Source organism: Amphritea sp., from assembly GCF_050300915.1.
Classification (GTDB): Bacteria; Pseudomonadota; Gammaproteobacteria; order Pseudomonadales; family Balneatricaceae; genus Amphritea.
In genome coordinates, this window is record NZ_JBNKYN010000042.1 from 22,558 (window position 1) to 35,477 (window position 12,920).

Below are 12,920 nucleotides of genomic sequence, written 5' to 3' on the forward strand. Positions count from 1 at the left end.
TTTTATTTTGATCATCCCTGCAGCAACTCAATGTCACTCATTCAGCAGCTGCGCAGCCCGTTTGGCAAAATAGGTCAGAATGCCATCACACCCCGCCCGTTTAATACAGGTGAGCGACTCCATCATCACACTGCGTTCATCCAGCCAGCCGTTCTGGAATGCCGCCATGTGCATCGCATACTCACCGCTGACCTGATAGACAAACGTTGGCACTTTCAACTCAGTCTTAACCCGACGAACAATATCCAGATAAGGCATGCCCGGCTTAACCATTACCATATCAGCGCCCTCTGCCAGATCCAGTGCCACCTCATGCAGGGCTTCATCACTGTTGGCTGGGTCCATCTGATAATTAAATTTATTGCCTTTGCCCAGATTTCCGGCTGAACCTACAGCATCACGGAACGGGCCATAGTAAGCACTCGCATACTTTGCAGAATAGGCCATAATGCGGGTGTTCACACGGCCATTCATCTCCAACTCTTCACGGATAGAACCGATACGACCATCCATCATATCGCTGGGTGCAACGATATCTGCACCCGCCTCGGCATGGGAGAGCGCCTGACGCACCAGTGTATCAACGGTGCGATCATTTAAAACATAACCATTGCTATCAATAATGCCATCCTGACCATGGGTGGTGAACGGGTCCAGCGCCACGTCGGTAATCACCCCCAGTTCCGGGCAGGCATCTTTGAGCGCTTTAACCGCACGCTGCGCCAGACCATCCGGGTTATAAGCCTCTTCTGCCAACTCAGTTTTAACACTCAGCGGCGTCACCGGAAACAGCGCGATGGCAGGTACGCCAAGCGACACCAGCTCACGGGCTTCTTTCACCAGCAGGTCGATACTCATCCGTTCGACACCGGGCATCGACGGCACAGCTTCACGCTGGTTCTCCCCCTCAATCACAAACACCGGGTAGATCAGATCGTCCGGCGTCAACACGTTTTCACGCATCAGACGACGGGAAAAATCATCAGCCCGCATACGACGCATACGGGTTTCAGGGAAAAAACGCTGGCTATTAGTAAATGACACGGAAATCTTCCTCCAGAAGCGGCTATTTGACCGGAAAACAGTTACGTTATTATGACAGAAGCCGCTTGGTGGCGACTATAGATAAAGCATTATACTTGGTGGCAGAATATTTTTTATGCTGCAAACAGGCCGTCTCCACCGACAGTCTCTGCAGTAATTATCGGGAATCAGTTGTCTTATTCCCGGGTTCACCTTTAAGGGAGTACAGTTTATGAAAAAAGTTGCAGTGGTTTTATCCGGTTGTGGCGTTTACGACGGCGCGGAAATCTATGAATCCGTACTGACGCTGTTAGCGATTGAACAGGGCGGCGCCTGCTATCAGTGTATGGCCCCCAACATAGATCAGATGCATGTGATCAATCACCGCAGCGGTGAGGTCATGGCCGATCAGCGGCGCAATGTGCTTACCGAAGCGGCTCGTCTGGCCCGTGGCGAGATTATCGATCTGGCGCAAGCCAACCCGGCAGACTACGACGCACTGATTATCCCCGGCGGTTTTGGTGCCGCCAAAAATCTCAGTAACTTTGCCGTTGCCGGGGCCGCCGCCGTGGTCACCCCCGAGCTGATATCCTTCGCCCAGGCGATTCACGCCGCAGGTAAACCGGTGGGGCTGATCTGCATCGCGCCAGCCATGACGCCACTGCTGTTTGGTGACGCGCTCTGCACCATCGGCAATGACAAAGAGATCGCCACCGCGATTGAAACCATGGGCGGTCAGCATCAGGAGTGCGATTGCAGCAACATTATTATTGACGAGACCCGTAAAATTGTAACAACTCCGGCTTATATGTTGGCGGGTAGCATCAGTGAAGCCGCTGTCGGAATTAATAAATTAGTTGATAAGGTGCTGCAACTTTCCTGATCGCTGTTATGATTGGGGTCAATAATTAAAGCAATATGATAGTGAGTAGTTCTATGCCATCAGTGATGTTTGCCTGTTATTTCAATCCCTCTGCAGCGCAACGGTTGAACTGATGGCTCGCTCGCTGCCTTTTCGCATCGGCCTTATCATTACCCTGCTATCGGCATTACTGAGCGCAATTCTATTGCTGATTGGCTTCGCCCTGATCAGCAACACTGATATCAGCCCGCGTCTCACCATCACCCCCACATCAGTTGCGATAGTCGTCGCCGCTTTTATTGCTTTATTGCTGCCGACACTGATGCTCTCCCGCGTGCTCGCGGCAAAACTGCTCAGGCCGCTGCATCAGCTCACCGAAAAAACCCGCAACTTCAATATCGATGGCAACGCCGTCCGCTTTGACACCGATGCTGACGGTGAGTTTGGCGCATTGGGTAAAGCGTTGCAGCTGATGCAGGAAAATCTCAGTGACAGCCATGCCCGGCTGGAACTGATGGCCTACCGCGATTCCCTGACCGGGTTGTCCAACCGCCGGGGGTTGCATCAGGAACTCAGCAAACTGATTCTGTGGGCACGCAAGCAGGAAAGTCGCATCGCGCTGCTGTATATCGATCTGGATCATTTCAAGCAGATCAATGACTGTTCCAGCCACGCCTATGGTGACCAGATTCTCAAAGATATCGCCCAGCGACTTCTGAGCGCGGTCACACAGCAAACCCAAAACAGCCAGTTACCCTTTCCTGAAGAGTTGTTGGTATCACGCCCCGGTGGCGACCAGTTTGTTATCATGCTGCCCGATGTCCGCCAGATTGATGAGGCAGAGCAGCTAAGTAAGCGCATTATCACGACGGTGCAACAGCCGTTTAAAATTAATGACCGCTATTTTAACCTCTCCTGCAGCATCGGCATTACCCTGTTCCCGGATGACGCCAACAGCGCTGAGCGGATGTTAAAACACGCCGATATCGCTATGTCTGAAGCCAAGCGAGCCGGACGTAACTGCGCCCGCTACTTCTTACCAGCGATGCACCGGCAGGTGGAAGAACGGGTGACGATTCAGCAAGGGATCAGTACAGCCATCACTGAAAACCAGCTCTATCTGGAATATCAGCCAATCGTCCATCTGCAGAAAAACCGCGTGGTCGGGGCTGAGGCGCTGCTTCGCTGGCACCACCCTAAACGGGGCAGACTGGGGCCTGAAACCTTTATCCCGATTATCGAAGAGTCGGATCAGATCGGCGCACTCACTGTCTGGCTTATCGAAACCGTCGCCGCTGATATCCAGCGCTTACCCCGGCAGAAAGATGCCATCAGATTATCGATCAACATCTCCTCTGCCATTCTTAATAAACCTGAACTGGCGCGACAAGTTAACGCCGCCCTGCTGAAGGTTGAAGCGCCCGATCACCGCATCTGCCTGGAGATTACCGAAACCAGCCTGATGACCGATATCGACAGCACCCTGCCGCTGTTACAACAATGGAAGCAGGCCGGGTATAGCATCTGGATCGACGACTTCGGCACCGGTTATTCATCCCTCAGTTATCTTGCCCGGCTACCCATCGACGGGGTCAAAATTGACCGTAGTTTTATCCGTGATTTTGACAATTCAAAACCGGTAATCGAAGCGATTATTGCCCTGGCAGATACCATGAATCTGCTCACCGTTTCAGAAGGGATTGAGCTGCTGGAGCAACAACATTCGATGATCCGTCTTGGCTGCGACTTTGCTCAGGGCTATCTCTATTCAGAACCCCTCGACATTGAGCAGCTCAAAGACAAGCTTGAGCGGCAAGCCCTCCGAGAGTCCCGCAAGCCCCTCAAATTCAGACCCCGCAGCAGCAAAATACCGGTGTAAAACAGCTGCTGAACCACGCAACTGAGGAGAAGATTACCCGTTCTGTGGATGCTTTATAGTAGACTCTTGACCTGTATCACCTCGGAGACACATTGCTCAAAGAAGAGGTTATGACGGGCGCTACAAACGAGTATTGTACAACCTGATCGCTGATCAATACCGGACGTCAAAGGATGAAGTACTTAACCGCTATGTATATCTCACTAAGTGAATCACTCGGCATCTATACGCTTGACCAGCTCTATGAGCTATTCAGCAACAAACAGCACAGCCTGCCAATATCCCGACATCGTGCGATGATCATGCAGAGCCGGGTGTTTTTCTTCTGCGCTATTTTTGCTGTACTGGTGCCAACCTGGTCGCTGATTGACCTGCTGTTCCTGCCTGGAAAGCTCTGGGGCGAGCTGCTCCTGATCCGCATTCTGTCCGGCGCAGCATTTATTCTGCTAGCCTGGCAGGCACGCAAAGAAGCGAACCTGTTGCGGGCACGACTGCTGCTGGCAGGGATGTTGTCGGTGACCCCCCTGTTCTACCTGGTTTCCGATCACTGGTTACAGTCCTATGAGCTGAGTGGTACCGAACAGGTCGTGGCTGAACTCTATGCCCTGCTTCCCTTTGTCATGATTGCCGGTCTGACCCTGTTTCCACTAACACTGAGAGAGCTACTGGCCTACGCCTCACCGATGCTGGCAGTGGTTGTGCTGGCAACCATCCCGCAGGCAAGAGATGACATCCCTCAGGCAGTGTCAACTGTCTGGTTGTTCACCCTGATTCTCGGCGTAGCCATGTTCTCCTCCCTGAATCAGCTGCGCTATATGCTCTCCCAGGTGAACCGGGCCAGTTATGATGTGCTCACCGGCCTGCTGACCCGCAGAGCAGGGATCGAGATGCTTGATCTGCAGTTTCGCCTGACTACCATGAGTGAGACCAACCTCTCAATTCTCTATCTCGATCTGGATCATTTCAAAACAGTGAACGATGTCTATGGCCATGATGCGGGCGATGTGGTGCTGAAAACTGCGGCACAACAGCTCTGCGCAACAGTGCGTAAAGGGGACAGCGTCATCCGCTGGGGAGGTGAAGAGTTTATTGTGATCCTGCCAACCGCCACACCAGACGAAGCCAACGATGTGATCAGCCGGATTATGAAAGCCGGGCTGGGCTTGCGCCCGGATGGCACACCGGTCACCGCCAGCATCGGCGTGGCAGAGGTTCAGGCTGACAGCGTAAAAGACTGGAAAGCGATGATCGAACTCGCTGACCATCGTATGTACACCGCCAAAACCGGCGGGCGGGCGAGAAGCATGGGCATCAACGAGGTACAAATCCTCTGGCCTGAAAGCGCCACCGCCATCAGTACTAACACCACATCAGATGTCGAAACAGCCAGCTGAAGCTCCACTCGGCTTACCTCTCCTGCCGCTTAATACCTGAATTAACCGGCAGGAAAAGGGATCAGCTCTTTCACCACCCGACAACACAGATCCCGCAACCAGATACTGCCGGGGTCCTGATCGACGACTTTCGGCCAGACCAGATAATAGTCCGTATCTTTTGATTCAAAAGGCAGTGCTTTTATCGTCAGCCCAAAGCGTTCAGCATACTGCGTCGCCAGTAATCCACTGGAACTGAACAATAACTGCGTCCGGCCAACCGCTTCCAGAGCAGCCATAAAATAGGGGGTTCGTAATGCAAAGCGCTTCTCCCGTGCCAGTTTTCCCAACGGGTCATTGCCCGGTAGTTTTGCCCCACCACCCAGACTCACCAGCACGTGGGAAAATGACAGATACTCCGCAAGACTCACCTCTTCCTGTGCCGCCAGAGGATGATCCCGGGCCATAATCAGGACATACTTTTCCCGCCCCAGCAGTTGTCGTTCAAAGTGATTGGGCACCTGAATAAAGCTGCTGCACAACGCCACGTCACAGATCTGATCAGACTCATCCAGCAAGCTGGTTTCCGTCACCGTAGAAGTATCCAGCGAGGCATTCGGTGCTTCCCGATAAAAACACTCAGCAATGCTGGGACCATAGGCCTGGGCCTGATAGTGGGTGGTTTGCAAACGGAAAGTGCGGTCGCTCTGGTATGGCACAAACTGCGGTGCCGCCATCAGACTGGCCATCTGCTCCAGCATCTGCCGTACCGGCCCTTCCAGCGCGAGCGCCTTAGCAGTAGGAATCATCCCCCGGGCGGTGCGCACAAACAGAGGGTCGTCAAAGGCTTCTCGCAAACGGATCAATACCCGGCTCATCGCCGACTGACTGATAAACAGCCGGTCTGCCGCACGCCCGACATTGCGCTCCTCAAGCAGATAGAGCAGCCCGGTAAGGCTTTTAATATCCAGTTGCTGAAACTGGCCTGACAACATAAAACTGCTCACCTGATCCACCACCCTCTGGTCATCGCCCAGCATTACCCGAATTATGCATAAAACTCTGAACTATTATGCATTGGAAACAGTATAGAATAAACGCCATGCTTCAGGCTCTGGTTATTGACACTTGCGAGCACGGACATGACTCTGGATCGTCGCCAATTTTTATATGGCCTGTTTTTCTGCAGTATCACCCTGATGTTCTGGGGCATGCTGCCCATCGCCCTGAAGCTTTCAACCGGGTTTATCGATCCGGTCACCTTTACCTGGTTGCGATTTACTTTTGCTGGTGTGGTGATGATCATCTGGCAGGCTAAACGCGGCAAACTCTCTGAGTTTCGCAAGCTGGGAAGAGTCGACATCATCAGGCTGATAATTGCCGCAACAATGCTGATTGTTAACTACACCTTTATGGTCTGGGGGTTGAGCTATCTGCACCCCGGTGCTGCACAGCTCAGTTTTCAGTTAGCGCCACTGTTTCTCACCCTGGGGGGCTGGTTGTTTCTGAAGGAGCGGGTGTTCTGGCAACACTGGCTCTGCTTTGCCCTGATGGCTACCGGGATGCTGTTGTTTTTTCATCCCGCGATTGAGAACAGTACCGGACTGACCGGCACCGGTTTTCTTCTTATTCAGGTGTCAGCACTGGGCTGGACCGCATACGCGCTGATTCAGAAATCGCTCTTTAAAGTGTTGTCAGCCTCCAACATCCTGCTCAGCATCTTTCTTTATGCCTTGGTCGTTATGCTGCCCTTCGCCCAGCCGGCATCTCTGCTGCAGCTAAACACTCAGGACCGTTGGGTCACGCTGTTCTGCTGTGTTAATACACTGGTCGCTTATGGATCGTTCGCCCAGGCGATGCGCTACTGGCAGACCGTGCAGGTGAGCGCCTGTGTTGCCATGGCACCGATCATCACCTTTATTCTGACGGAGGTCTGTGTCACTTATAGCCTCTTCAGCGGGGTCATATTCTCTGCCGAAGCCGATCAGCTAAGCCTGTCAGGCATGGCCCTGGTGGTGCTGGCGGCGATAACCGTGCAACTGATCAGCCCTGCCCTGATGCGGCGTTATCAGGCAGGTCTGAAGCAACCATCAGCCCTGTAAAGCAACCCGCTGCCCATAGAAAACAAAAAACCTCGACCGGTCTCTGATCGCGGTTTTTTGGTTATTACGAAGAAAAAAGTGGCTTATAACCGGACTTCGATGCCCCGCTCCCGCATATACTGTTTGGCTTCCGGAATGCTGTATTCATTGAAGTGGAAGATCGAGGCGGCCAGCACCGCATCCGCCTTACCTTCGAGACAGCCGGCCACCAGATGATCAAGATTACCCACGCCGCCAGAGGCAATAACCGGCACATTAACCGCTTCGCTGATCGCCCGGGTGACGCCCAGATCATAGCCGTTTTTCACGCCATCCTGATCCATCGAAGTCAGCAGAATCTCACCGGCCCCCAACTTCACCATCTTCTTCGCCCACTCAACCGCATCGATACCGGTTGGCTTACGACCACCGTGGGTAAAGATCTCCCAGCGGTCCGTTTCGCCCGGCTGTGACACTTTCTTCGCATCAATCGCCACCACGATGCACTGCGAACCAAACCGCTCCGCGGCTTCACGTACAAAATCCGGGTTAAACACCGCCGCACTGTTAATCGACACCTTGTCAGCACCGGCATTGAGCATCGTCCGGATATCCTCACAGGTGCGAATACCGCCACCCACCGTCAGCGGGATAAACACCTGTGATGCCATCCGTTCAACGGTATGCACCATGGTATCACGGCCCTCATGGGTTGCCGTGATATCGAGGAATGTGATCTCATCGGCACCCTGCTCATCATAGCGTTTCGCCACTTCCACCGGATCACCGGCATCGCGGATGTCAACAAACTGCACCCCTTTCACAACGCGGCCGTTTTCTACATCCAGACAGGGGATAATACGTTTTGCCAGTGCCATGGTTTTTACCTATAAGAACTCATATAAACATCAGACCGGACGCCCTGACAGAGAGTCCGGCACTCCTGCCCTGATCAGGGCTTGCCATCCCAGTTAAGGAAGTTTTTCAGCAACTGCAGCCCCACCGTATGGCTTTTTTCCGGGTGAAACTGAGTAGCGAAAACATTATCCCGGGCAATCGCCACATCGATATCAACACCGTAGTGACAGTTCGCCGCCACCAGTGGCTTATCCACCGCATCGACATAGTAGCTGTGGACAAAGTAGAAGCGGCTGCCATCGTCAATCCCATGCCACAACGGGTGGTCGAATGTCTGATGCACTTCGTTCCAGCCCATGTGCGGCACTTTAAGACGCTCACCATCGCTCTCTTTCAGGTCATCGCCAAAGAAACGCACCGTTCCCTCAAAATGACCCAGACAGTCAACACCACCATTCTCTTCAGAACGCTGCATCAATGCCTGATAACCCACACAGATGCCCAGAAAGGGCTTACCGGAGGCGATCGCTTCCGCCACCTCTTTATCCACACCCAGACGACGAATCTCCGCCATACAATCGCGAATCGCGCCAACACCGGGCAGCAATACCCGATCAGCGCTACGCACTTTCTCCGGGTCAGCGGTCACCCGCACCTCCACACCGGGCATCACATGCTCCAGCGCCTTAGCAACGGAGTGCAGGTTGCCCATGCCATAATCAATAACGGCGACACTGCTCATTTATAGCGTCCCTTTGGTGGATGGCATCTGATCAGCCGCGCGCTGATCGATAGTCAGCGCACCGCGTAACGCCCGGCCAAACGCTTTAAAGATCGTCTCCGCCTGGTGGTGCGCATTAAAGCCCTTCAGGTTATCGATATGCAGGGTGACACCCGCATGATTGACAAACCCCTGGAAAAACTCCCAGAACAGCTGAGTATCAAAGCGACCGATAGTGGCACGGGTAAACTCAACGTTCATATCCAGACCCGGGCGACCGGAAAAGTCGATCACCACGCGGGACAAAGCTTCATCCAGCGGGCAGTATGCGTGGCCGAAGCGCAGAATACCTTTTCTGTCACCCACCGCCTGTGCGAACGCCTGCCCCAGGGTAATACCGATATCTTCCACCGTGTGGTGATCATCAATATGGTTATCCCCTTTCGCCACGATATCCATGTCGATCAGGCCATGACGGGCGATCTGATCCAGCATGTGTTCAAGAAAAGGCACGCCGGTATCAGCATTGAGCTTACCGCTGCCATCCAGATTCACAGCAACGGTAATCTGGGTTTCCAGGGTATTACGGGTGACGGTGGCTTTCCGTTCAGCCATGATCTTCTCCGCGATCAGTTAACAGAGCTGTTTTTGACAAATACGTCGTAAAAACATTCACAAAATAAGGCTGCCATTATACAACCAATAGCATGCCAATGCGTAGCACCGCGCGGGATTAACCCCGTGAAAAACTGATTCCAACTGACTGATTTCATTTACGGTTAATCTAGGGTGTGTAAAATCGTTCTGCTACTATGCTGTTATTAGCTTACAGATACAGTGTAACGCGATCTGTACCTACAGCTGTTTTACCGACTCACGGTCCAAGGAGAAGACATGAAAACGCTATTAAAGATTTTTGGTGGCCTGGTTGCCCTGCTGCTGATAATCGTCGTTGCAGGCGGAATACTGCTGGGGATGTTCTTTGACCCTAATGAATATAAACCGGAGATCAAAAAGCTGGCGTTGGAGAAAGGCGGCGTAGAGCTGGAGATTAACGGTGATCTTGGCTGGTCGGTCTTTCCCTGGCTCGGTATCGAAATTAATCAGATTAAAGTCAACTATCCCGGTAAGCCGCAACTGGCTGAGCTGAATCAGGCTCAGGTATCGGTTGATCTGGCGGCACTGCTCTCCAGCAAAATAAAGATGAGCAGCATCCTGCTGGACGGTCTGACGCTGAATCTGGAAAAAAACAAAGATGGCAGCACCAACTGGGCGGTCACCGGAGCCGGCCAGAACGCCTCCGGCACGGTTGAATCAGACACAAATTCACAGGCCACTACGCCAACAGATAGCGCCACACCAGCTGAAACCAGCGGTGGCGCAGACATCGCCCTGGATATTGAAAGCATCGCCATCACCAACGGTAATATCAGTTACCGCGATGATGCCGCCGGTAGCAAAGTGTTACTGAAGAACTTCACCATGACCTCCGGCAAAGTCACCACCGGTGCATTTTTCCCCGCAGAGCTTAGCTTTCAGGCAGAACAGTACCAGGCTGAGCAGAAACAGATGACCGTGGATGCAGCCCTCAAAGCAGAGTTCTTCCTCGACCTGGCAAATCAGCAATACCAGATCAAAGGACTGGAAAGCACCCTCGGCCTGAGCGGTGCGCCATTCAATGGTAAAACCGTCAACGTTAAACTCAACAGCGATATTGAAAGCGATCTGAACAAAGAAACCGCATCATTAAAGAATATGAGCCTGAACGCCGCCAACCTGGCAGCAAGCGGTGATATCACCGTCACCAGTTTCAGCAAACCGGTTATCACTGGCAACCTGAAAGTCGCTCAGTTCAGTTTACAGGAGTTGCTGGCAGCGCTGGGACAGCCCGCTATCGAAACCACCGATCCCGATGTTCTGAAAGCGATCAGCTTCAACGCAGAACTGGGCGGTGCAGCCAACACCCTGGGACTGAACAAGATGAGCCTGAAACTGGATGACACCAGCTTCAACGGCAACTTCGCCATGAACCTGGCCTCCGGTGCTATCGCCTTCAATCTGAAGGGTGATGAGCTTAACGCTGACCGCTACCTGCCACCGGCCAAAGAACAGCCAGCACAGGCCTCTTCCGGTAGTGGTGAGAAATCCGCAGGCTATTCGAAAGAACCTGTAGTGCCGGTTGAACTGCTGAAAAGTCTTAATATGGATGTCGATCTGGGGCTGAAAAAGCTGTTGATTAACAAACTGACCCTGTCCAACCTGGAGCTGGCCACCAGCGCCCATGGTGGCCTGGTCAATATGAGTAAGATCAACGCCGATATGTACAGCGGTACACTGCGCAACTCGGTGGTCATCGATGCACGCAGATCGCCAACTAAATTTACTATTAAGAAAAATGTTAAAGGGATACAGATCGGCGACCTGCTGCAAGATATGGCCGATGTTGATCGCCTTACCGGCACGTTCAACACTAAAACCGATATGACCGCACAGGGTGAATCGGTCTACGCCATCGTTAACAGCCTTAACGGTAACGCCAATGTCACCATGCCCGATGGTACCGTCAAAGGGATCGATATCGCCCAGACTATCTGTCAGGGCTTCAACAACGTCGCCGCTCTGGGGGTTAATGCTGATCAGGTTGACCGCTCCACACCGTTCGCCGACCTCAGCAGCAACTTCAAATTCACCAACGGCGTGATCAGCAACAACGACCTGATTACCAAGCTGGATGCGATCACCCTGCGCGGTAAAGGCAATGTCAGCCTGCCCGCGCAGAATCTGGACTACCGTCTCGGCCTGACCATCGAAGAGAACCTGTTCAAGAAAACCTGTGCTGTGAATAACAACCTGGAAGGGGTTGAGTGGCCGGTTAACTGTAAAGGCAGCTTCGATACCGAACCCGCTAAACTGTGTCGCCCGGATGCCAGCGTGCTCAAAGAGCTGCTGAAGCAGAAAGCGAAAAAACAGCTGGAAGGCAAGCTGATGGATAAACTCGGTGGCGGCGAAGGCAGCAAAACCGAAGATGCGAAAAAACTGCTGAAAGGGCTGTTCGGTAAATAAGTTGATGACACCTGAACAATTCGCTAATGCTGTGCTGGTCTGGTTTGATCAGCACGGCCGTCATGACCTGCCCTGGCAGGCAGAGAAAACAGCCTACTTCACCTGGCTCTCTGAGATCATGTTGCAGCAGACTCAGGTAACTACGGTGATCCCCTATTTCGAACGCTTCCGGGATCAGTTTCCCACCGTTGATGAACTTGCTGCCGCCGATCAGGACGAGGTACTGCATCTGTGGACCGGGCTGGGCTATTACGCCCGCGCCCGCAATCTGCATAAAACCGCTAAAATCATCAGTCAGGATTTCGGCGGCCAGTTCCCCGAAACCGTTGCCGAGCTGGAGCAACTGCCCGGCATCGGCCGCTCCACGGCTGGCGCAATTCTGTCGATCTCCACCGGCAAGCGGGCGGCAATTCTCGATGGTAATGTGAAACGGGTGCTGGCCCGTTACTATGCCATCGATGGCTGGCCCGGCACCACCGAGAACATCAGACAACTGTGGCACTACGCCGAGCAGAACACCCCGACACAACGGGTTGCCGATTACACTCAGGCAATGATGGATATGGGGGCCACCCTCTGTACCCGCAGCAAACCCGCCTGCCTGCTCTGCCCGTTACAATCCGGCTGTCAGGCACACCAGCAGGGCCGCGAAAACCAGTTACCGGAACCCCGACCGAAAAAAGTTATCCCGGTAAAACAGACCCTGATGCTGTTGATTGAAGATAACGAGGGGCAGATACTGCTGCGTCAGCGTCCCCCAAGCGGCATCTGGGGCGGTCTGTGGAGCCTGCCGGAAACCTCCGACCTGCGTGATGCCGAACAGGAAACCGGCCTGCCAGTCGATGCTGACAGCGCCACACCACTGGAGCCGATCAGACACACGTTCAGTCATTTCCATCTGGACATCACCCCGGTGAAAATCGCCCTGCGTGAAGCCGGTCTGGAGAGCGAACCCCGCAAAGACCTTACAAACCGTGTCATGGAACAGCCCGCCACTCTCTGGTATAACTTACGCCAGCCACAGAAGATCGGTCTGGCCGCCCCGGTGAAGAAGCTGCTG

General features: G+C 53.4%; 11 protein-coding genes. 6 read left to right on the forward strand and 5 right to left on the reverse strand.

From position 1 onward, the window contains the following. Window positions 1-33: 33 nt before the first annotated feature. On the reverse strand, window positions 34-1,044 hold the full coding sequence (gene hemB / locus ACQY8X_RS12335) for a porphobilinogen synthase (RefSeq protein WP_428035443.1): 1,011 nt from the start codon (window positions 1,042-1,044) through the stop codon (window positions 34-36). Window positions 1,045-1,255: 211 nt separating this feature from the next. Between hemB and elbB the strand changes: the two genes are divergently transcribed. From elbB to ACQY8X_RS12350, 3 genes are all read left to right on the forward strand, one after another. Further along, complete coding sequence (gene elbB, locus ACQY8X_RS12340; protein WP_428035444.1) at window positions 1,256-1,906, forward strand: isoprenoid biosynthesis glyoxalase ElbB; 651 nt, start codon at window positions 1,256-1,258, stop codon at window positions 1,904-1,906. Window positions 1,907-2,018: 112 nt separating this feature from the next. Continuing rightward, window positions 2,019-3,764 carry a putative bifunctional diguanylate cyclase/phosphodiesterase gene (locus ACQY8X_RS12345; protein WP_428035445.1) on the forward strand — a complete coding sequence of 582 codons (1,746 nt, stop codon included), beginning with the start codon at window positions 2,019-2,021 and terminating at the stop codon, window positions 3,762-3,764. Window positions 3,765-3,937: 173 nt separating this feature from the next. Beyond that, a complete protein-coding gene (locus tag ACQY8X_RS12350; protein WP_428035446.1) occupies window positions 3,938-5,158 on the forward strand; it encodes a diguanylate cyclase in 1,221 nt (406 codons plus the stop codon). A gap of 41 nt (window positions 5,159-5,199) precedes the next feature. Here the strand turns inward: ACQY8X_RS12350 and ACQY8X_RS12355 are convergent, their stop codons facing one another. Beyond that, window positions 5,200-6,144: a LysR family transcriptional regulator gene (locus ACQY8X_RS12355; protein WP_428035447.1), complete on the reverse strand. Its 945-nt coding sequence runs from the start codon at window positions 6,142-6,144 to the stop codon at window positions 5,200-5,202. Window positions 6,145-6,258: 114 nt separating this feature from the next. Between ACQY8X_RS12355 and ACQY8X_RS12360 the strand changes: the two genes are divergently transcribed. Beyond that, complete coding sequence (locus ACQY8X_RS12360) at window positions 6,259-7,239, forward strand: DMT family transporter (RefSeq protein ID WP_428035448.1); 981 nt, start codon at window positions 6,259-6,261, stop codon at window positions 7,237-7,239. Window positions 7,240-7,322: 83 nt separating this feature from the next. Here the strand turns inward: ACQY8X_RS12360 and hisF are convergent, their stop codons facing one another. From hisF to hisB, 3 genes are all read right to left on the reverse strand, one after another. Beyond that, the gene (gene hisF, locus ACQY8X_RS12365) at window positions 7,323-8,096 is read right to left on the reverse strand and encodes an imidazole glycerol phosphate synthase subunit HisF (RefSeq protein ID WP_428035449.1); all 774 of its coding nucleotides are present in this window, start codon (window positions 8,094-8,096) and stop codon (window positions 7,323-7,325) included. A gap of 74 nt (window positions 8,097-8,170) precedes the next feature. Next, window positions 8,171-8,818, reverse strand: a complete 648-nt coding sequence (gene hisH / locus ACQY8X_RS12370; RefSeq protein ID WP_428035450.1) for an imidazole glycerol phosphate synthase subunit HisH — start codon at window positions 8,816-8,818, stop codon at window positions 8,171-8,173. Further along, window positions 8,819-9,412: an imidazoleglycerol-phosphate dehydratase HisB gene (hisB, locus tag ACQY8X_RS12375; RefSeq protein ID WP_428035451.1), complete on the reverse strand. Its 594-nt coding sequence runs from the start codon at window positions 9,410-9,412 to the stop codon at window positions 8,819-8,821. 279 nt (window positions 9,413-9,691) lie between these two features. Between hisB and ACQY8X_RS12380 the strand changes: the two genes are divergently transcribed. Continuing rightward, window positions 9,692-11,860 (forward strand): AsmA family protein, encoded by a 2,169-nt coding sequence (locus ACQY8X_RS12380; protein WP_428035452.1) that lies wholly within the window; start codon window positions 9,692-9,694, stop codon window positions 11,858-11,860. A 4-nt stretch (window positions 11,861-11,864) separates the two neighbouring features. Next, on the forward strand, window positions 11,865-12,920 hold a 1,056-nt coding region (gene mutY, locus ACQY8X_RS12385; protein ID WP_428035453.1), incomplete at its 3' end, for an A/G-specific adenine glycosylase.

Bases quoted from the DNA above. Each gene is read 5' to 3' on its own strand.
- elbB (WP_428035444.1), top strand. From the start codon at position 1,256: ATGAAAAAAGTTGCAGTGGTTTTATCCGGTTGTGGCGTTTACGACGGC.
- ACQY8X_RS12345 (WP_428035445.1), top strand. From the start codon at position 2,019: ATGGCTCGCTCGCTGCCTTTTCGCATCGGCCTTATCATTACCCTGCTA.
- ACQY8X_RS12350 (WP_428035446.1), top strand. From the start codon at position 3,938: ATGAAGTACTTAACCGCTATGTATATCTCACTAAGTGAATCACTCGGC.
- hisF (WP_428035449.1), bottom strand. From the start codon at position 8,096: ATGGCACTGGCAAAACGTATTATCCCCTGTCTGGATGTAGAAAACGGC.
- hisH (WP_428035450.1), bottom strand. From the start codon at position 8,818: ATGAGCAGTGTCGCCGTTATTGATTATGGCATGGGCAACCTGCACTCC.
- hisB (WP_428035451.1), bottom strand. From the start codon at position 9,412: ATGGCTGAACGGAAAGCCACCGTCACCCGTAATACCCTGGAAACCCAG.
- ACQY8X_RS12380 (WP_428035452.1), top strand. From the start codon at position 9,692: ATGAAAACGCTATTAAAGATTTTTGGTGGCCTGGTTGCCCTGCTGCTG.